The organism is Solimonas fluminis, from assembly GCF_002930645.1.
In the GTDB taxonomy this organism is placed as follows: domain Bacteria; phylum Pseudomonadota; class Gammaproteobacteria; order Nevskiales; family Nevskiaceae; genus Solimonas_A; species Solimonas_A fluminis.
This window is the reverse complement of the sequence record NZ_PSNW01000001.1, coordinates 375,354-395,014: the sequence shown is the minus strand read 5'-3', so window position 1 is coordinate 395,014 and position 19,661 is coordinate 375,354. Positions and strand designations below refer to the sequence as shown.

Annotated in this window: 12 protein-coding genes and 1 tRNA gene; 5 read left to right on the top strand and 8 right to left on the bottom strand. The window is 62.6% G+C overall.

Annotation, left to right across the window (positions count from 1 at the left end):
* Positions 1-20: 20 nt before the first annotated feature.
* From ilvD to C3942_RS01875, 3 genes are all read right to left on the bottom strand, one after another.
* On the bottom strand, positions 21-1,862 hold the full coding sequence (ilvD, locus tag C3942_RS01885) for a dihydroxy-acid dehydratase (RefSeq protein WP_104228634.1): 1,842 nt from the start codon (positions 1,860-1,862) through the stop codon (positions 21-23).
* A 47-nt stretch (positions 1,863-1,909) separates the two neighbouring features.
* Positions 1,910-1,997: transfer RNA gene (locus tag C3942_RS01880), tRNA-Leu, on the bottom strand.
* Positions 1,998-2,103: 106 nt separating this feature from the next.
* Positions 2,104-2,508 carry a protease inhibitor I42 family protein gene (locus C3942_RS01875; protein ID WP_104228633.1) on the bottom strand — a complete coding sequence of 135 codons (405 nt, stop codon included), beginning with the start codon at positions 2,506-2,508 and terminating at the stop codon, positions 2,104-2,106.
* 95 nt (positions 2,509-2,603) lie between these two features.
* Between C3942_RS01875 and tgt the strand changes: the two genes are divergently transcribed.
* Positions 2,604-3,764 carry a tRNA guanosine(34) transglycosylase Tgt gene (tgt, locus tag C3942_RS01870; protein WP_104228632.1) on the top strand — a complete coding sequence of 387 codons (1,161 nt, stop codon included), beginning with the start codon at positions 2,604-2,606 and terminating at the stop codon, positions 3,762-3,764.
* Positions 3,765-3,773: 9 nt separating this feature from the next.
* On the opposite strand, the gene C3942_RS01865 is transcribed toward tgt, so the two are convergent.
* Positions 3,774-4,016, bottom strand: a complete 243-nt coding sequence (locus tag C3942_RS01865; RefSeq protein ID WP_104228631.1) for a hypothetical protein — start codon at positions 4,014-4,016, stop codon at positions 3,774-3,776.
* A gap of 348 nt (positions 4,017-4,364) precedes the next feature.
* Here C3942_RS01865 and C3942_RS01860 point away from each other — a divergent pair, with 348 nt between their 5' ends.
* Positions 4,365-5,942 carry a DUF1800 domain-containing protein gene (locus tag C3942_RS01860; RefSeq protein WP_165797279.1) on the top strand — a complete coding sequence of 526 codons (1,578 nt, stop codon included), beginning with the start codon at positions 4,365-4,367 and terminating at the stop codon, positions 5,940-5,942.
* 5 nt (positions 5,943-5,947) lie between these two features.
* Positions 5,948-7,216 (top strand): DUF1501 domain-containing protein, encoded by a 1,269-nt coding sequence (locus C3942_RS01855; protein WP_104228629.1) that lies wholly within the window; start codon positions 5,948-5,950, stop codon positions 7,214-7,216.
* Between the two features lie 48 nt (positions 7,217-7,264).
* Here the strand turns inward: C3942_RS01855 and C3942_RS21945 are convergent, their stop codons facing one another.
* The 3 genes from C3942_RS21945 to C3942_RS22190 form a co-directional block, all read right to left on the bottom strand.
* Positions 7,265-12,160 carry a hypothetical protein gene (locus tag C3942_RS21945; protein WP_133164214.1) on the bottom strand — a complete coding sequence of 1,632 codons (4,896 nt, stop codon included), beginning with the start codon at positions 12,158-12,160 and terminating at the stop codon, positions 7,265-7,267.
* 250 nt (positions 12,161-12,410) lie between these two features.
* The gene (locus tag C3942_RS01850) at positions 12,411-13,886 is read right to left on the bottom strand and encodes a flavin monoamine oxidase family protein (RefSeq protein WP_104228628.1); all 1,476 of its coding nucleotides are present in this window, start codon (positions 13,884-13,886) and stop codon (positions 12,411-12,413) included.
* 15 nt (positions 13,887-13,901) lie between these two features.
* A complete protein-coding gene (locus tag C3942_RS22190; RefSeq protein WP_165797278.1) occupies positions 13,902-15,404 on the bottom strand; it encodes a hypothetical protein in 1,503 nt (500 codons plus the stop codon).
* A 51-nt stretch (positions 15,405-15,455) separates the two neighbouring features.
* Here C3942_RS22190 and C3942_RS22185 point away from each other — a divergent pair, with 51 nt between their 5' ends.
* Together C3942_RS22185 and ypfJ are read left to right on the top strand one after the other, a co-directional pair.
* A complete protein-coding gene (locus C3942_RS22185) occupies positions 15,456-16,103 on the top strand; it encodes a TetR/AcrR family transcriptional regulator (protein ID WP_165797277.1) in 648 nt (215 codons plus the stop codon).
* Positions 16,104-16,167: 64 nt separating this feature from the next.
* On the top strand, positions 16,168-17,046 hold the full coding sequence (gene ypfJ, locus C3942_RS01835; protein WP_104228625.1) for a KPN_02809 family neutral zinc metallopeptidase: 879 nt from the start codon (positions 16,168-16,170) through the stop codon (positions 17,044-17,046).
* Between the two features lie 5 nt (positions 17,047-17,051).
* On the opposite strand, the gene ggpS is transcribed toward ypfJ, so the two are convergent.
* Positions 17,052-19,319 (bottom strand): glucosylglycerol-phosphate synthase, encoded by a 2,268-nt coding sequence (ggpS, locus tag C3942_RS01830; RefSeq protein WP_104228624.1) that lies wholly within the window; start codon positions 19,317-19,319, stop codon positions 17,052-17,054.
* Positions 19,320-19,661: the final 342 nt, after the last annotated feature.

Sequence of the window (19,661 nt, the reverse complement as noted above, 5' to 3'; positions counted from 1 at the left end):
CGCGCCGGGGCCCCGGGGGCTCAGTCTCCCAGCAGGTCCACGTTGCGCACCGCGCCCTTGTCGGCGCTGGTCACCAGCTTAGCGTAGGCGCGCAGCGCGGCGCTGACCTTGCGCGGCCGCGGCAGCGCCGGCTTCCAGCCCTTGGCGGCCTGGGCTTGGCGGCGGCGCGCCAGTTCCTCGTCGCCGACGTCGATGCGCACGATGCGGTCGGGGATGTCGATGACGATGCGGTCGCCGGTCTCGATCAGGCCGATGTTGCCGCCCTCGGCGGCTTCCGGAGAAACGTGGCCGATCGACAGGCCCGCGGTGCCGCCGGAGAAGCGGCCGTCGGTGATCAGTGCGCAGAGCTTGCCCAGGCCCTTGGACTTCAGGTAGCTCGTGGGGTACAGCATCTCCTGCATGCCGGGGCCGCCGCGCGGACCCTCGTAGCGGATGATCACGACCTCGCCGGCCTTGACCTGGCCCTTGAGGATCGCATCCACGGCCGCGTCCTGGCTTTCCAGCACGATGGCGGGACCGGTGAACTTCAGGATGCTGGCGTCCACGCCCGCGGTCTTGACGATGCAGCCGCGCTCGGCGAGGTTGCCGAACAGCACGGCGAGGCCGCCGTCCTGGCTGTAGGCATGCTCGCGGCTGCGGATGCAGCCTTTCTGGCGGTCCAGGTCCAGCGTGTCGTAACGGCAGCTCTGCGAGAAGGCCTTCTGCGTCGGGATGCCGGCCGGTCCGGCGCGGAAGAACTCCTGCACCTGCGGGTCCTGCGTGCGCTGGATGTCCCAGCGCTCCAGGGCCTGGGCCAGCGTCGGGCTGTGCACGGTCGGGGCGCTGGTGTCGAGCAGCTGCGCGCGGTCCAGCTCGCCCAGGATCGCCATCACGCCGCCAGCGCGGTGCACGTCCTCGAGGTGGTGATGGCTGGAAGGGGCGACCTTGCAGAGGTTGGGCACCTTGCGAGAGAGCCGGTCGATGTCGCGCATCGTGAAGTCCACGCCGCCTTCCTGCGCGGCCGCCAGCAGGTGCAGCACGGTGTTGGTCGAGCCGCCCATGGCGATGTCCAGCGACATCGCGTTGTCGAACGCCGCCTTGTTGGCGATGTTGCGCGGCAGGGCGCTTTCGTCGCCGTCCCGGTAATAGCGCTGGGTCAGCTCGACGATGGTGCGGCCGGCGCGGCGGAACAGCTGCTCGCGGTCGGCATGCGTGGCCACCAGCGAGCCGTTGCCCGGCAGCGACAGGCCCAGGGCTTCGGTCAGGCAGTTCATCGAGTTGGCGGTGAACATGCCCGAGCAGGAGCCGCAGGTGGGGCAGGCCGAGCGCTCGATCTTGTCCACGTCCTCGTCGGAGACCTTGTCGTCGGCCGCGGCGACCATGGCGTCCACCAGGTCCAGCGCCACTTCCTTGCCGGCGAGCTTGGTCTTGCCGGCCTCCATGGGACCGCCGGAGACGAACACCACGGGGATGTTCAGGCGCAGTGCCGCCATCAGCATGCCGGGGGTGATCTTGTCGCAGTTGGAGATGCAGACCAGGGCGTCGGCGGTGTGCGCATTGCACATGTACTCGACGCTGTCCGCGATGATGTCGCGCGAGGGCAGGCTGTAGAGCATGCCGTCGTGGCCCATCGCGATGCCGTCATCGACCGCGATGGTGTTGAACTCCTTGCCCACCCCGCCGGCCTTCTCGATCTCCTCGATCACCAGCTGGCCGAGGTCCTTCAGGTGCACGTGGCCGGGCACGAACTGCGTGAAGGAATTGGCGACCGCGATGATGGGCTTCTTGAAGTCCGCGTCCTTCATGCCGGTGGCACGCCAGAGGGCGCGGGCACCGGCCATGTTGCGCCCGAAGGTGCTGGTGCGGGAACGGTAGTTGGGCATCTGGATGGTTCGCTATCTGGGCAGAGGGCGTCTGCTGGATGTATGACTGGTGCCCGGGGAGAGACTCGAACTCTCATATGGGGTTGCCATGGCAGATTTTGAGTCTGCTGCGTCTACCGATTCCGCCACCCGGGCAGGCAGGGGCGCGCATTATAGCGACCGGACCGGGGAACGTCGGCTCCCCCGCGCCCCCTCCGCCCGCCGACCGGCCTCCCGCTTGCCGGGAGCGCCGGGTGAAAGCCTACTTCTCGACCTTCACCGTGTAGGTCAGCACCTTCTCCGCCGGGGTCTGCGTGCCCCAGGGGCGGCGGTACTCCATGCGCAGCGTGGTTTCGCCGTAGGCGGTGGGCATGAAGGTCCAGGTCTCGGTGCCGCCGGCGCCGACCACGCCGTCGCGGGCCGACTCGCTGGGGGTGTAGACCGGTTCACCGGCCTTGGCCAGCACCGGGTTGACCGGGTTGGCCCAGGTCCAGCGGTAGCCGGTGGTGTGGTTGGAGACCAGGTTCAGGCGCAGGGCCTGCTTGGGGGCCAGGCTGACGGTCTTGCCGGAATCGGCCGCGGCCAGGTTCACGGGCTTGGGCGGCCCCATCATGGCGCAGCCGGAGACGGCCGCGGCCAGCAGGCCGGTGAGGATGAGCTTGCGCATTCGGGACCCCTCGGATGTTCTGGTTATGCCCTAACGCTACCACGCGGCGCAGGGGTTCCCCTATGGGAAGACCGCCGGTCGGCGATAATGGGCGGATGAAATTCGAACTGCTTCACACCGACGGCCAGGCCCGCCGCGGCCGCCTGCAGCTGCAGCACGGCACGGTCGAGACCCCGGTGTTCATGCCGGTGGGCACCTACGGCACGGTCAAGGCGATGACGCCCGAGGACCTGCGCGGCATCGGCGCCCAGATCATCCTGGGCAATACCTTCCACCTGATGCTGCGGCCCGGGCCGGAGATCATCCGCGCCCATGGCGGACTGCATGGCTTCATGAACTGGAGCGGCCCGATCCTGACCGACTCCGGCGGTTTCCAGGTCTGGAGCCTGTCGGGTCTGCGCAAGATCACCGAGGAAGGGGTCAAGTTCCAGTCGCCGGTCAACGGCGACCGCATCTTCCTGACGCCGGAGCGTTCCATCGAGGTCCAGCACGCGCTGAACTCCGACATCGTCATGCAGTTCGACGAGTGCACGCCGCACCCGGCCACCGAGAAGCAGGTGCGCGCGAGCATGGAGCTGTCGGCCCGCTGGGGCCAGCGCTGCAAGCTTGCCCACGGCGACAATCCCAACGCCCTGTTCGGCATCGTGCAGGGCGGCATGTCGGCGGAGCTGCGCCGCGAGTCGCTGCAGCGCCTGCTGGATATCGGTTTCGACGGCTACGCGCTGGGCGGCCTGTCGGTAGGGGAGACCGAAGCCGAGCGCCTGGAGGTGCTGGATGCCATCGGCCCGGCGCTGCCGGCCGGCCATCCGCACTACCTGATGGGCGTCGGCACCCCGCGCGACCTGGTGCAGGCGGTGGGGCGGGGCATCGACATGTTCGACTGCGTGATGCCGACCCGCAACGCGCGCAACGGGCACCTGTTCACCAGCGAAGGCGTGATCAAGATTCGCAATGCCAGGCACCGTGCGGACCAGGGTCCGCTGGATCCCAAGTGCGGCTGCTATACCTGCCGCCACTACACCCGCGCCTACCTGCACCACCTCGACAAGTGCGAGGAGATGCTGGGTGGCCAGCTCAACACCATCCACAACCTGCACTACTACCAGGAACTGGCGCGGCGCATGCGCGAGGCCATCGAGCAGAACCGCTTCGCCGCCTTCTCGGCGGACTTCCTGGCCTCGCCGGAGGGCGCCCCCTCGCGGACCGCGGCCGGGGAGGCCGGGGCTCCGGTGGAACCCCGGCCCGCGGCGGAGTAGCAGGCCGGGTTAGCGGGCCGCGATCGCCAGGCCGCCGGTGGTGGCGGCCTGCGGCAGGCTGAAGCCGCTCATCGAGGCGGCCAGCGCCAGGTCGATCAGCGACATCTGCTGCTGGATGCGCGACTCGACGGCGGAAGCGCGAGCCGCCCGGGTCAGATCGCGGTCGAGGTCCTGGACCTGGTCGCCGGCCTGGGTGAGGGGTGCCACCAGCAGTGCGGCGAGCACCGCGGCAGTCGTCAGTCGGGTCTTCATGCTGTGCCTCCTTGTAGGCTGGTTGCTGCAGTGCAACAAGGCTAACAAAACGGTCAGTATGTTGCAACGCACAATACTTCTATTGACCCGATAGTCATTTTATTAAGTAATTTTTAATCAATGGCTTGCGGTGTAGTGGTTTTCCCCCTAGGGTGCGACAGGGCGTCGTTTTCTTGACGTCAGCAGAAGTGGCGGAACTGCCCATGCACTGAGTACGCCGGGGCGCTCGCCTTTCGTTCACGGCCACAGGTCAAAATCCGACATCGGCCTTGCCCGGGGCTGGGTAGGCTATCCATGGGGCGCGATCCGGCAGCCAATCCTGGCCCGCCAAGCGCAGGGAGTTTTCGAATGCTCACGATGAATCGCCGCGCCTTCCTCGAGGCGGCGGGGTACACCTCGGCCGCCGGATTGCTGGGCGGCTTCTGGCAGCAGGCCCATGCCATGACGCCGGCCGAGGTCGCCGGCACGGATCAGGACCTGCACCTGCTGCGCCGCATCAGCTTTGGTCCCACCGACACCGCGCTGGCCCGCGTCCGCAGGATCGGCCGCGCCGCCTACATCGAGGAGCAGCTGGCGGCGCGCGACCTGCCCACCGGCTTGCTGGCCGCGGCGCTGTATCCGCGCATCGACACCGCCGGTGCCGGCATCTACCTGACCTCGCTCACCGGCGGCAACCCGGAGGGCCACATCCTGGACCTGCAGAGCGCAGCGCTCTACAAGGCGCTGTTCTCCACCGCGCAACTGTTCGAGGTGATGGTCGATTTCTGGAACGACCATTTCAACACCTACATCCGCAAGAACCCGGTGCCGCTGAAGATCGACTTCGACCGCGCGGCGATCCGGCCCCATGCGATGGGCAACTTCAAGACGCTGCTGAAGAAGACGGTGCGCAGCGCCGACATGCTGCACTACCTCGACAACTGGCTGAACCGCAAAGGCCAGATCAACGAGAACTACGCGCGCGAACTGCTCGAGCTCCACACCATGGGCAAGGGCAACTACAGCGAGGCCGACATGAAGGCCCTGGCGCGCATCCTCAGCGGCCTGGGCTATATCAGCGACCTTCCGCTGAGCGTCGCGCTCTACGGCACCGTGCAGTTCAATGCCGCGCAGCACGACACCGGCCAGAAGACCTTCCTCGGCCAGAACTTCCCCGCCGGCGGCGGCCAGGCCGAGATCGACCGTGCCCTGGACCTGATCCTGGCCCACCCGGCCACCGCGAAGCACATCGCCGGCAAGCTCTGCGGCCGCTTCGTCTCCGACAACCCGCCGGCCTCGCTGGTCAATGCCGTGGCGGCCACGTTCACCGCCACCGGCGGCGACATCAAGTCCATGCTGCGGCAGATCCTGAACTCCCCGGAGTTCGCCGCCAGCGCCGGCGCCAAGCTCAAGCGCCCGCAGGACGCCATGATCGGCGCGCTGCGCGCCTGCGGCATCAACCGCGTGGACCATCTGCTGGGCATCGACCTGTTCGGCATCCCCATCGCCAACCCCGCCGGCCTGCTGTTCACCTCGCTGGGCAAGGCCGGCCATGCGCCCTTCATGTGGGCGGCGCCCAACGGCTATCCGGACACGGCCGACTACTGGGGCAACACCAACAGCATGCTCTACCAGCAGAAGTACCTGGTGAAGCTGGTGGAGGGCGTCAGCTACAGCTACATCCTGGCGCGGCCTCTGATCCTGCTGCAGGGCGGCCAGTCGGTCGCCGGCAACGTCACGCGCGCCAAGACCCCGCGCCAGGCGGTGGAGAACGCCGTCGCCAACCTGCTGTTCCAGAAGCTGCCGGCTTCGGTGCATGCGCTGGCCGTTTCCTTCGTCGCCCAGGAAGCCTCGCCCGATGCGGTGATGGACGCCGCCACCCTGGAGCGCCGCGTCAAGGGCCTGGTCTTTGCCCTGCTGGCTTCGCCGTGGTTCCTGCTGAGGTAATCCCCATGCCGCTCAATCTGCGTACCACCCTCGGCAACCTGCTGCCTGCCGCCAAGCCGGCCGCGGCGCCAAACCCGCCGTCGGCCGCCGCGGCCTCCGTTGCGCCTGCCGCCGCGGCCTCCGTTGCGCCTGCCGCCGCTCCCGCCGCCGCTCGCACCGCGGCGGCCGCGGCGCCCGCGAACGATCACACCCTGGTCGTGGTGTTCCAGCGCTTCGCCGCCGACTGGATCAACATGCTGGTCCCCTATGGCGACCCGGACTACGCCGTCCTGCGTCCCAACCTCAAGGTCACCAACCCGGTGGTGCTGGACGGCTTCTTCGGCCTGAACCCCGGCCTGAACGCCCTCAAGCCGCTTTACGACGCCGGCCGCCTGGGCTTCGTCACCGCCACCGGCTGGATTCCGCTGGACTCGCGCGACCGCTCGCACTTCTACGCCCAGACCCTGGCGGAAGCCGGCGCGCGCGCCGGCGTCACCGGCGGCTGGCTCGGCCGCGCCATGCTGCGCACGCCGGCCACCGAGAACGTCTGGAACGCGATCGCCGCGGAGAACTCGATCCCGGCGAGCCTGCAGGGCTACCCCGGCGCCATCGCCGTGCGCGACTTCGCCGACCTGGACCATGGCTCCACCATGGGCATCGCCGTCACCGCCCTGATCGAGGCCGTGGCCGAGCTGGCCGGCCCTCCGGGCGACACCACCCGCCGCCTGGCGCAGGGCATGCGTGCGCTCACCGAGACCCCGCCGCCGGCTCCCACCGCGGCCTATCCCGGCACCGCGCTGGGCAACGGCCTGCGCGTGGCCGCGCAGGCGATCCGCGCCGGCATGTCGCCGCGCGTGGTCACCGTGAATTCGGAAGACGACTGGGACACCCATGTCGTGCAGGCCAGCCGCCACGCCGTCTCGCTGCCCAACTTCGCCAATGCTCTGGTCGCCTTCCACACCGACCTCGGCAACCTGATGGACAAGGTCACCGTCGTCACCATGACCGAGTTCGGCCGCAAGGCCCGCGAGAACTTCGGCGGCACCGACCACGGCACCGCCTCGTCGATGCTGGTGATGGGCGGCGGCGTGCTCGGAGGCCGCGTGCACGGCCGGTGGCCCGGCCTGTCGCCGCAGGCGCTGTTCCAGAACGAAGACCTCGAGCCCACCACCGACTTCCGCGCCGTGCTGGCCGAGATCCTGGTCAAGCGCCTGGGCGTCAACCTGGCGGACATTGAGCAGGTCTTCCCGGGTGGCTACGCCGGGCAGGGCAACTGGCGGAATTTTCTTCTATAGCTCAACAACTTAGATAAGCCAAAAAATTAAGAACAAGCAGCTGAAAAATTACAAAGTAAACGATAAATAGTGAATGCGTGTGCCATTTACGATTCTTCTCTTCTGCAGAAACTGATCAACTTCTCGCTCATAAGTTGCTGCAGTTGGCCCGTCCATCTCAGATAACTCAGAGAGTTTCTGCATTCCAAGAGAGTTAAACGATGTTCCAAATCTTAAGCCTGCACCTTCGGTAAGTAGCCATCGATCATGAACCAACCCCTGACCTTGCTCGTTTGATATTGCTATCACTTCAACTTCCGGCATCTCCTGGTCACACTCTAGACGCCATTGCGCAAGAAAAGCATCTGCAAGAAGAGCTTGCTTCTTTTCTAACTCTGACTTGCTAGTTAAGACCTTTATGCTGAAATCGGGGCATTCCGAGAGCACAAGCCGGAAAAGCCCCACGTCATCTGGGCTGAAGTATGGGTCGCAGAACTTCAAGTAACCTTTGGCATTCCTGCGCAGCCAGGTTCGTACAAATAGCAGTGCAGCGTCTCTTGTATCTGGGCGCACGACGTAGGTGCTATTGAAACCTGCATCCGGGACCTCCGCCCTGGCGCCCCAGCGGCCAGGAGTTTTTGCGATGATTGAAACGGCCATTTCAGAAGAGAGTAGCAAAGCTTCTGCTAACGGAACGATCATCCTCTCTACTTCAGCTGGGGTGCTAAATCGCCTTGCGCAATTCTCAAGATGCCAAGAAAGTACTGGGTACGCAGCATGAATGTCTAGGGATCCTGCGGCCACAACATATTTGAGAAGTTGATCAGGAGGTTGTGGCTCCAATCTCCCAGCATGTAGTGCGCAGACATTTCTCCATGCCGCAGCCGGGAGATAGCCTATTTTATCCTCGGAAATCTCCACGGAGCCACGCTGTATAAGATCACGCTTAATTCTCGCAACTTTCGCCTCTTTTCGAAGCTCCTCCTTTGCTGCCATCCTGGCTGGATCGTCGTCTATAAAGTCAGCTAGCTTTTCCGAAAATCCGGATTCGATTCGATCGGCCAAATCAATCAGTGACCGTCTATATGCGGCGGCCTGCCCTTGGTCGCGAACGTCACAGGTCAGCGCTACCGCATTTTCTACGATCGACTTTACAGGGGCTAGTGATTTCTCCGATGCCACGCGAGCATAAATTTCCAGCCTCCCTACCTTGTCTACGACGGTGGGGATTCTATGAGTATCGGACAGCGCCTCTTTGAGCAGATCCAGCTGAATATCACGAAATTTCGAAGGCATTGCCTCCACTATGTTCATCTTCACCAACGCTCGGTCAGCGATATTCTCTATTTGATCTATGCGCTTCTTTATTGTGCTCCAGTCCTGAACGCCTGCTTGGCGGAGTTGAGCGATAAGGGCTAGTGCAGCTATCTCGAAACCCGGATGAGATATGTTAAGTTTATCGGGAAGCTTTTTGGATATTAGTGACTGAAGCTTTGATGCATAGTCAGCTTTTTGTTGATTGGTGAAGACGTTCCTGTTTTCCTTTGATGCAATCGTTTTAACAAGTTGCCTCATTAGAAAATACAGAAGAGAATCGGTCTCAATGCAAGATATTATCTTTATGACATCGAGAACCTCTTCATGAGTCATTTTGGTCTTTTCAATCTCATTGCCTCTTGTTGGCTCTGATGAGGTGAGCTTGCTAATTATCAAAAGTGCGCCGCCATACAGGAGTTCATCTCGCTCGGATCGCTCGAACTTAGAGATCAAGTCAAGTGCAGAATCTGCATGCGTACAAAGTAATGCCTGAAATGCAGTTGCGATGAGAGACTTATTGACTGCTACGGGATTATTTCCCGAAATGGCTGGTCGACAGAATCGATTTACTATTTGTGAGCAGAGATCTTTCTTCCCAACACACCAGGCTTTTGTTGCCAATTCAGAGTAAAACGATGTACGTAGCGCGAGAGATGGAAGCTGATCTATGAGCCTGGAATATCGATCAAGAAGGTCTGAATTAAATAGGCCTGCTTTGATAATCGGGCGAAATGCTCTAGACAACAAAGAAAGGCAAGCGCGAATCACGTTCTCGGTTTCTCGAGAGCCGAATGCACACTGGCGCTTCTGATCGAGAGCCAGCTCGTATAGCGAGAAAGCTCTCTCTGCATCGTGAGAGGCAATTTCTTCTGCTGCTCGAAAGTACAGATCTGCCTTATCAATCAACGAGTCTACAGATAAGACATAGTCTTTTAATTGATTCTCAAAGGCTTGTACATCTATAGGCTTCTTTTGCGAAATTTTTGCCTTTGTTACGTAAAGCAAGCATTTGGCAGCGACTCGATCGTCCGCCACTCTGGAAAGCATTTCCTCCGACCAGGCAGTCCAAGAAAGCTTATCGACACTCTCGCTAAGCACTCGACTAATGCTTAGGAGAACCTCGTCAAGCTCAGCTGCATTGGAAATTCCAGACAAGCATTCTTCAATATGCGCCCTCCCTTCTTCAGAATGGACGTGCGTCGAAATGCACCTAGCCACCACCCCAAGTGCTATCTGGCGTCGTTCATCTGTATTAAGTCGGCGGGCAATGCTGATTGCCATTTTCGGATCAAACGCCGCAATTGCTCGAAGGGGGCCTTCTGTAACCTCAAATTGCTTTGCCGAATTTTCTAGGACTTGATTTAGAACTTCAGCTAAATCTGAGCTGATCATTTGCTTGTAATGAAACTTCGACTCCAGTGTCCCTTGAGAATCCATCACGGATAGGGACTGCAGAAGAACAGCTAGGCATCTGAGCTTTACTTCCGCCTCTGTCTGAGAAGCTACTTCATAATAAATTTGTTCAATGCGAGCGCAGCTCCTTTCTGTGTCATAGCGTTGCTCGGCGCGTGCCAGGTTCATCTGCAGGATGGCCACATCGCTAGAGACAGCCCTGTCTTTTATCAAGCCCATTTGCGCGTCGAAGCGACTAACCAACGCTTCGAGTCGAGATATGTCATCAAGAATGAAAGGCAAGGGGCTGGATAGGTCGGCGAGGTCTCTTGACTTTGGTGAGTAAGATGCTTCCTTTACGATTTGGTCTAAGCCATGCTCAACTAAATCAAGCGCGCCTGGCGTCTTGGGCTGCGAACTTACTAATGTGCGCAGAAAGTGAATTCTCTGCGTGATGCCCATTTTCTGAGTTGAGCTAATTATTTCCGAAGGAGACAATCCAGAAGAAAATGCAGCAACGCTAGAAATCAATCTCGAAACTTCTTCGTCAGAAATTCTTTTGCTAACTTTTTCGGCCACCTCTCCAGCATCTGGAGATTTTTCGAATGAAGCTGACAAAGACAGATGAACTAGCGCTTTTTCAGCATGAGATGGCTGTGCGCTCTTTTGGCTGGCCCTATCTATAATAGTCATTGCCAAATCAGGGTCCGCGGAAAGCACATCCGCCGCTACTGCGGCCGCAGAATCCACATCTGCAAAATCGACGTTTTCGGCAAGTTCACGGAGGTATTTAACGACTATAGGGTCTATCGTTCCTTGCTTTTTTTTGAGGCGATTGGCATAGGCTGCAACCAAGCCTAATCGACTTTCTTGAGAAGCTGAGCGATTGGCCAGTTCTAGTGCTCTCTGTGGTTGCCCTAGGGCAACTAGCGCTCCTACCTCAGATTTTAGTGATGAAAAATTAGAAACCGCATAAAAAATGCTCCTTTGCAGAGCAAATTTAAATACATCTGCGGTTTCTTTTAACTCAACAGCAGTCTTTACTCCGAGCTCCGCTCTGGTGCGGAGAGCAGCTAGAGACTGTGTTGTCTTCAGCAGTTGCTCATAATGCTCAGTTGAGAGAAGTTGCAATATTGCGCGCAGTTCATTCGCCTGTTTGTAGTAAGTGGGGAGAAATCTCACCGAAACAGAGCTTGTAGGGTCCCTTAAAAGAAATTCTATCTGTCTAGCTATTGTTTCATTCTTTAATGAAGACAACGCTGATTCCGTCATCTTCCTGTGCGGCTCTGAAATAAATGAAACAAGATTGGATCCTGAAGATAACGTTATGAAGTTACATGCTGACAGAATTTTCTGGATATCAAGTTCGTTACATCCTGATATTGCCAATAGCTCATCATGATTGATCTCGTGTCTAGCATAAGCAAGTATGGCTAGGGCTCTTTTTTGCTCGATGGTCAGTGACTCTGCAGCGTCAACTTCTAGCTTTATAAAGGAAAGATACTTTGGAAGATCGTTATTTAAAATGCTGTCGAGCGATAGGCCGCTCTGCAACAATCTCTTAATCGACGCAATACGACCCGCTATTCCAGAGCAGACGCGAAATATTGAATTGGCGTCTACTTCCGAAATATCCAAATCGCTAAGGTATAGCTGGGTTTCAGGTAGAGTCCATCTAACAAGCTGAAATGTTTTAATATTTATATTTTTCAAGGGCTTGGTAAATATCTCACTGTTGCCCACTATGAGAAATCTAAATTTATCAATTCCAACAGGCAGTAGATCAAGCAGTATTTGTCCTGGATTTATGGAGCCGTCCCTGGGTATTTGGTGTAGCCCATCAATAACAAATACAAAGGGCTTTCCACCCGCTTTCCTTCGAAGACGAAGCAGAAGTAAGTCATATTCACTTTGATCAACGACGTCTCGATCAAACACTTGGCCCGTTAAGTGCCAATGTATTTGCTCTGCCAGTACAAGCCTGAGGTAATCGAGGCTGTAAGAGAATCGACTAACGGGCTTTATGAACAAAGAAAATGTTTGATTTCCCTTTGATCGCGAGAATTGAGCCGCAATGGTTGTTGCTCCAGTTCCCTCATCGCCTTCCAGAAGGACTACATGAGCGTCGCCGGACAACATTTGAGCAATAGTCTCAACATAGTTTGATCTGTCCACAAACGGGTGCGGAATTTCGGGAAAGCTACGCGCAAAATTCCAGTTCTCCGCAGTATTTTCGGGGGAAGATTGTGTGGACATATTTATATCAATCCTCGGCGAGAGCGATCGGCAGGTTCGGGATTCCGTTCGAATCCCAGATGTAGTGGATGTACGTCTTTAGTGTTAACCCCCTTGTAACTATCGTCAAAGTGACTCAGGTGTCATGTTGCAGCGCAACGGCTTCTGCTACGCACATGAGAGCGCATCCTTGCGTACGGATGTGTGGCCTCAATCTTCAAGCGCCTTCGTGGGCGTTCCCCTGAAAGCGCGAGGAGGACGGTAATGGGAATCAAGCAGGCGTTGTGATTTCATTCGCCGCCCGCTCGCCCGAGCGGATCGCGCCGTCGAAGTAGCCGTTCCACACCTCCGCGGTCTCCGTGCCGGCCCAGTGCAGCCGGCCGACCGGCGCGCGCAACGCCTCGCCGTAGTCCAGCCACACGCCCGGCGGGAAGATGCCGGCGTAGCAGCCGCGGGTCCATTCCTCGGAGGCCCAGTTCTGCTCGATGTATTCCAGCGGCTTTCGGGCCTGCTCGCCGAAGAAGCGCACGAAGCTGTCGATGGTTCCCTGGCGTCGCTGCTCGCGCGTCTGGCGCAGTGCCGCGCGGCCGTCGGAGCCTTCGATGAAGCCCATCAGCACGCCGATATGGCCGTCGGGCGGCGAGTTGTCGAAGCTGAGTTTCACCGGGCCCACGTCGCCGGTCGCCTGGCCGTTGAGGCCAGCCTCGCGCCAGAAGGGCTTGGGGTAGACGCACTGCACCTTGACCACGGTGCCCATCGGCAGGCGCTGTGTCAGCTGGTCGCGCAGGCCGTCGAGTGCCGGCGCGTAGCGGATGCGCCCGGCCAGCGTTGGCGGGATCGCGACGATGGCGCGTTGCGCCTGCACCTCGAAGCCGTCGCCGAGCAGCGTCACGCCCTGCTCGCCGTGTTCGATGCGCATGACCGGCGAGTCCAGCAGCACGCGCTCGCCCAGCGCTGCGGCCATCGCCAGCGCGATGCGCTGCGAGCCGCCGACGATGCGGGCTTCCTGCGCGCCGCCTTCGGTGTTGAGCAGCATCTCCAGGCTGCCGCCGGAGTGGATGTAGAACAACACGCCGAGCAGCGACAGGTCGCGCGGATGCGCCGAGAACACGGCTTCCACCGCGAGCTGCAGCAGGGCCTTGCTGTCATCGGTGAAGAGGTTGCGGTCGATCCAGCTCTGGAAGGTCTGGCTGTCCCACTCGGCGGCCTTCGGCGCGGTCCAGGGCCGGTCCAGCGGCACCTCGCGCGCCATGCGGTTGAGCCGGGTGATCGCCACCTGAGCCTCCACCGAGCCGACCATCGTGCCCGGCGGGATGCGGCCGGCGTACTCCGAGCGCTCGCCGCCGCGGATGTCGACCGCCTTGCCGCTGTTGTAGGTCCTGAAGGTGGACAGGCCCAGCTCGCGGATCAGCGCCAGCACGCGGTCCTGCGTCGGCCCCACCCATTGCCCGCCGACCTCCACCACGGTGCCGGGTTTCGCCCCCGGCGCGGTGACGGCGTGGTTCAGCGTGCGGCCGCCGACGCGGTCGCGTGCCTCGACCACCAGTACCTTGCGCCCGGCGGCCACGAGCTTGCGCGCTGCCGCCAGGCCGGCCAGGCCGGCGCCGACGATGGCGATCTCCGTTTCGTGGCGGCGTCCGGCGGCGCGCGGCGGCGCGGCTTCGGCAAGCGCCGGCAGCAGCGTACCGGCACCGAAGGCGGCGGCACCGCCGAGCAGGCGGCGGCGTGAGGGGTTTTCGATGTCCATGAGTGGTTTCCGGATTCAGCGGACCAGATCGGCCCAGACGGCGGTTTCGAGATAGTCGTTTTCCAGCGCGTCGCCGCTGCCGGGCGCGAGCTGGGCGCCGGTGGCGAGCAGCCTGCCGCGCGGCGCGTCGTCGGTGACCCAGGGCGCCAGCGCCAGGAACTCGCGCTTGCCGCCCTGGAAGGCCTGGTACCAATCCACGTCCACGCCGGGTTCGAATTCGAGGTTGCCGACGTAATGGCGCGGCGGCGCCTGTGCCCTGCGTTCAGTAATGGCGCTCTGGCCGTCGAAGGCCAGGTCCAGCAGGTTGCCGACCAGGTGCGCGGTAATGTTGTAGCGGAAGCCCACACTGGGTTCTGCCACCGTGCGCCAGGTGCTGTTCATCCACTCCAGCGGCTGCCAGCCGCCGGCGTAGTGGGCGGCCCAGCGCCCGGGGTTGGCCTCGGCCTGGATCACCACGTCCACGCCCAGGGCGTCCATGCAGGGCATGTAGCGGGCGGCGATGTCGGCGCAGGGCTCGAAGCCCTCCGGCCGCTCGCCGTAGGGGTAGCCCCACTGGAAGGCGGGCAGGGAGGTGGCGAAGCCCAGGCGGAAGCCTTCCACCTCCACTCCCGCGGCATTGGCCAGGCCCGCCTCGCCGGTAGCCGGCCCCTCGTCCAGGCCCAGCACGTTCAGCTCGATGTCGGTCAACGGCAGCTTCTGGTTGGCGAACAGCAGGTTGGTCTCGCCGCGCGGGGCCTCCGGATGCAGGTCGCGCGGCCCCCAGAGGAAGGTGACGTTGGCGATGTGGCTGCTGGTGGCCACGTAGACCTCGTCCACGTCCGCGAGGTCCGGGTCCTTGAACAGCGCGATCTCCAGCGGATCGCGCGAGGTGCGGTAGGGCGCCTGGTTGTTGGAGGCCACCACGTAGACGCCGTAGTCGCGCGCGATGTCGGAGAAGGTCTGCGAGAAAGCGCGGGCGAAGGTGTCCGTGGCCGCCAGAAAGACCTGCTTGCGCGGATCGGTGAGCGGAAAGCGCAGCTGGTAGGCCAGCACCTGCGGCAGGTAGGCGGTGTTGAGCAGTCCCAGCGCGCCGAGGATGCCCAGCGGCAGCGCATCGCCGGCAGGCGCGCGCAGCGGCGTCTGCGCCTGGGCCCGCACCAGGGCGCCGCGGGTGCCGGTGGCGATGCTCATCAGTCCGGCGTCTTCGTTGAACACCACCAGGGTCGGCAGGCCGGGCTGCATCACCGGCACCACCTGCTCCTCCATCAGGCAGCGCATCTTGCGGCGGAAGGCGGCGTAATCCACCACGTGGCGAATGTCCTGCTTGTACTGCAGGGCCACCGCGCGCAGCCGGGCGCCGGCCTGGGCCTGCCCCGTGGCGGCCTGCCAGCGGGGCGGTCGCAGCGCGGCGCACTCCGCCAGGCTGGGCCGCTCGGCAGCCGGCGGCGCCGGCAGGACGGGTGCCCGGCTCTGGCCGCAGCCGCCCAGCAGGCCGGCGGCCAGCAGCAGCGCGCCTCTTGCAATCCTCCCCTTGATCATCCAGCGATCCTTTATTTATTGTACGTGTACGTAAAAATAAGGCGGATGAGGATGGCGAGTCAAACCGGCGATGCGCAGGCGGGGGCGGGTAGGGGGCGCGGCAGGCCGCGCCGTTCCATCGACCGTGAGCAGGAGGTCCGCGCCCGGGTGATCGACGCCGCCCGCGGCCTGTTCGCGCTGGAAGGCTTCGCCGCCGTCAGCATGCGGCGCATCGCCGCGCAGGCCGGCTGCAGCACCATGAGCCTCTACGGCTACTTCCGCAGCAAGAACGACCTGCTGCGGCACATCTGGGAGGATTTCTTCGCCGAGCTGTTCGCCCGCATCGAGCGCGCCGCGGGCGAGGGCAGCGGGGAGCAGCGCCTGCGCCGCGCCTGCGCCGTCTACGTCGACTACTGGTGCGACCATCCCGAGCGCTACCGCATGGTCTACCTCAACCAGGACCAGGCCGAGCCGGGCGAGCAGCTCTACGTCGAGGCTTCGCCCATCGTCGAGCGCTTCGACCTGTTCCGCCGGCTAGTGCAGGCCGCCCAGGCCGAGGGCGCCGCTCACGTCGGCGACCCGCAGCTGCTCGGCGAGGCCTTGCTGTGCTCGCTGCTGGGCATCTGCCATTCGCTGGTCACGATTCCCGAGTATCCCTGGAAGCCGAGAGCCCGGCTGCTGGATGCGGCGCTCGCCCAAGTGCTGAAAGCGCCGGCCTGAGCCGTACTTGCGTCCGCCCGCCACCGCAGTGGAGGATCGCGGCAGGCAGCGACAGGAGTGGCGCATGAAGTGGCGTGGCGGACAGCGCAGCGACAACGTGGTGGATGTCCGCGGTTCGGGGCGTCGCGGCGGGCTCGGCGGCGGCGGCGGCAAGCTCGGCCTGGGTGGCATCGCCGTGGTCGTGGTGCTGAGCCTGATCCTGGGCAAGAACCCGCTGGAGATGCTGGGCCTGGTGTCCCAGGTGACCGAGGGGATGGCCCCGCCGGCGGCGCAGGAGGGTGCCGCGCCGCCCGCCAGCGACGAGGCCGCCGATTTCGTGCGGGCCATCCTGGGCGAGACCGAGCGGGTCTGGGGTGAAATCTTCCAGCAGTCCGGCCGCCAGTACGAACAGCCCAAGCTGATCCTGTTCTCCGGCGGCGTGGATTCGGCCTGCGGCAGCGCCACCTCGGCGTCGGGGCCGTTCTACTGCCCCGGCGATCACCAGGTCTACCTGGACATGTCCTTCTTCCAGGACATGCAGCAGCGCCTGGGCGGCGGCGGCGACTTCGCCTATGCCTATGTCATCGCCCACGAGGTGGGCCATCACGTGCAGACGCTGCTCGGCGTCAGCGCCAAGGTCAACGAGGCGCGCCGCCGCGGCCAGAACGTGCAGGGTGATGGCGGCCTGCTGGTGCGCCAGGAACTGCAGGCGGACTGCCTCGCCGGCGTCTGGGCCAACCGTTCGGAAAAAAAGCTGCAGTGGCTGGAGAGCGGCGACGTCGAGGAGGCCCTGAACACCGCCACCGCGATCGGCGACGATCGCCTGCAGAAGCAGGCCCAGGGCCACGTGGTGCCCGACGCCTTCAGCCACGGTACCTCGGAGCAGCGCGTGCGCTGGTTCCGCGCCGGCTTCGAGTCCGGCGACCCCGGGAACTGCGATACCTTCGCGGCGGCGCGCCTCTAGGCCGTTCAGCGCTGGGGAGCCAGTGCGGCGATCCGGCGTACCGGCTGCGCCGCCTTGGTCCGGGTGGCGCCGAGGAAATCGTCGCCCCAGCGCCGCACGTCGTAGTGGCTGACGATGTCGAACAGTTGACGCAGGCGTGCGCTGGCTTCGGCGCGGCCCATGTTGAGGCCCAGGTAGCAGCCGTTCTTCAGGTCCATCACGTCGTGCGGGTTCGTCAGGATGGCGCCCTTGAGTTCCGCGGCGGCGCCGGCGAACTCCGATAGCACCAGCACGCCGCGGCCGCCGCTGAGTCCCTGGGTGGCGACATATTCCTTTGCGACCAGGTTCAGGCCGTCGCGCAGCGGCGTGATCCACATCAGATCGGCCATGGCGTAATAGGCGACCACTTCCTCGAAGGGCAGGCTGCGGAAGAAGAACTGCACCGGGGTCCAGCCCACGCGCGAATAGCGGCCATTGATGCGGCCCACGGCCTGCTCGATGCCATGCTGAAGGTTGCGATAGACGGTCATCTCCTGGGCTGCGGGCACGCAGATCGTGATCAGCGTGACCTTGCCCAGCAGCTCCGGGTGCTCCTCCAGCAGCTTCTCGAAGGCCCGCAGCTTTTCCAGCGTGCCCTTGGTGTAGTCCAGGCGCTCCACCGACAGGATCAGGCGCTGGCCGTTGAGGGACTGCCGCAGTTCGGCCATCCGCTTCTGCACGGGCGTGCGCGACAGGGCTTGCTCGATGCGGCCCAGATCGGTGCCGACCGGGTGCGCGCCCAGGCGGATGCGGCGGTCGCCGACGTCGATGCAGGTGCTGTAGTTCTCCAGCCCCACGGCACAGCCATAGGTGACGAAGCGCGGCGCGCAGCTGCGGCGTTCGACCACCCGCACCGGCGCCGCCCCGCGCACCACGTCGACGAAGTTCTCCACCTGGCGCGGGATGTGGAAGCCCACGTAATCGCATTGCAGCAGGCTGCCGACAATGGTGCGGCGCCACGGGATGACGTTGAAGACGTCGGCGGAAGGGAAATAGGTGTGGTGGAAGAACGCGATCTTCAGGTCCGGGCGCAGTTCGCGCAGCGTCGCCGGCACCATCCACAGGTTGTAGTCGTGGATCCACACCGTGGCACCCTCGGCGGCTTCGGCGGCGGTGCGTTCCGCGAACAGGCGGTTGATCTTCAGGAACACCTGCCAGTGATCCTCGCGGAAGGTCGCACGTTCCCAGAAGGTGTGGAGCGTCGGCCAGAACGCTTCCTTGGAGAAATGGCGATAGAAGACGTCGACGTCCTGCTTGGACAGTGCGACCCGCGCGGCGGTGAGCCTGGGATAGCGCAGCGGGTCGACCGGGGTATGCGACTCGAAGGGGCCGCGCTTGGGATCGTTGACGCCCCAAGCGACCCAGGCGCCGCGGCGGCCATCGGCAAAGAAGCTCAGCAGCGTCGGCATGATGCCGTTCGGCGACTGCGGCACCACCCGGCGGACCCGGCCGTTCTCGACGATCTCGTCGTAGGGCAGGCGGTGATAGACGATCACCAGATCCGAGGGGCCGGTTTCGGGCGCCGGACTGGCATGCGCGTCGATGCCGGCGTTGCCGATGAAGCCGAAGTACTCCAGTGCTTCCAGGATGCCGCCGCAGCCGTGAGCGTCTGCGTGCAGCACCCGGGCATTGCCCTGGGTTGCCTGCAGCAGCCAGGACTCGGAATCGCCCACGCAAACACCCTTGAAGCCCTGCTGGAACATCGACAGGTCATTGAGGGTGTCTCCGGCGACCAGCACACGATCCTGCGGGATGCCCAAGTGACCGATCAGCCCCATCAGGGTGCTGCCTTTGTTGACCCCGCGGGGCAGCACGTCGAGGTAGAGATCGGCGGAATAGAGCAGGTCGCAGCCCAAGCCGCCGACGGCCTGCTGCAGTCCGTCGGTAATCGCCGACTCGCCGCAGAAGTAGGAGCAGCGGCGCTCCTGGGGCACGTCCTGGCGCCGCAGGCCGAAGTGGTCGAGCGCGCCGGCCACCACCTGGTCCCCCGGCCATAGCGCGCCGATGCGGCTCTGCAGCGGCTCCACCGGCTGCAGGGTCCGGCCGTCCACGACCGTGGCGCCCACGTCGCAGACGATGTAGTCCGGCTTGGGCAGGGCGGGGTCCCCCAGCAGCGGCAGGACCGAGTCCAGGCCCCGCCCCGTGACATAGGCCAGGCGGATATCCGGGTGACGGCTGACGAGCTGGTAAAGACGCAGACGATCCTCGGGGGTTCCGGCGAGGAAGGTCCCGTCCAGGTCCGTGGCCAGAAGCATGCGCATTCTCCCTGTATGTGTTCTAGGAATGGCGCACCGCCAGTTGACGGTACAAAGTGGCGCTTATTCTATTTTATTATCCATGATCGTCAAATTAGTGAAGTTTTCAGCATGATGAAGAATCATTTTCGTCATGGATATTTTTCCGTGATTTCAGGAGTGTATAGGATTCAGCAGATGAATTATCTGTGTTGAACGTAGATGAATATAAATTTCTAATGCAGCCTTTTTTGACATGGAAAAATGACATTGAGGAAGGATGAGTGCATGGCAGGAAAATGAGATTCATCCCTGAAATCCTTTTATTAATGATCAATTTTTTGTGTTTTTATTTATCAAATA

What these genes read in the sequence shown, in the direction of transcription:
- C3942_RS22185 (WP_165797277.1), top strand. Translation starts at nt 15,456, where the DNA reads ATGGCGAGTCAAACCGGCGATGCGCAGGCGGGGGCGGGTAGGGGGCGC.
- ilvD (WP_104228634.1), bottom strand. Translation starts at nt 1,862, where the DNA reads ATGCCCAACTACCGTTCCCGCACCAGCACCTTCGGGCGCAACATGGCC.
- ggpS (WP_104228624.1), bottom strand. Translation starts at nt 19,319, where the DNA reads ATGCTTCTGGCCACGGACCTGGACGGGACCTTCCTCGCCGGAACCCCC.
- C3942_RS21945 (WP_133164214.1), bottom strand. Translation starts at nt 12,160, where the DNA reads ATGTCCACACAATCTTCCCCCGAAAATACTGCGGAGAACTGGAATTTT.
- tgt (WP_104228632.1), top strand. Translation starts at nt 2,604, where the DNA reads ATGAAATTCGAACTGCTTCACACCGACGGCCAGGCCCGCCGCGGCCGC.
- C3942_RS22190 (WP_165797278.1), bottom strand. Translation starts at nt 15,404, where the DNA reads ATGATCAAGGGGAGGATTGCAAGAGGCGCGCTGCTGCTGGCCGCCGGC.
- ypfJ (WP_104228625.1), top strand. Translation starts at nt 16,168, where the DNA reads ATGAAGTGGCGTGGCGGACAGCGCAGCGACAACGTGGTGGATGTCCGC.
- C3942_RS01865 (WP_104228631.1), bottom strand. Translation starts at nt 4,016, where the DNA reads ATGAAGACCCGACTGACGACTGCCGCGGTGCTCGCCGCACTGCTGGTG.
- C3942_RS01875 (WP_104228633.1), bottom strand. Translation starts at nt 2,508, where the DNA reads ATGCGCAAGCTCATCCTCACCGGCCTGCTGGCCGCGGCCGTCTCCGGC.
- C3942_RS01850 (WP_104228628.1), bottom strand. Translation starts at nt 13,886, where the DNA reads ATGGACATCGAAAACCCCTCACGCCGCCGCCTGCTCGGCGGTGCCGCC.
- C3942_RS01860 (WP_165797279.1), top strand. Translation starts at nt 4,365, where the DNA reads ATGCTCACGATGAATCGCCGCGCCTTCCTCGAGGCGGCGGGGTACACC.
- C3942_RS01855 (WP_104228629.1), top strand. Translation starts at nt 5,948, where the DNA reads ATGCCGCTCAATCTGCGTACCACCCTCGGCAACCTGCTGCCTGCCGCC.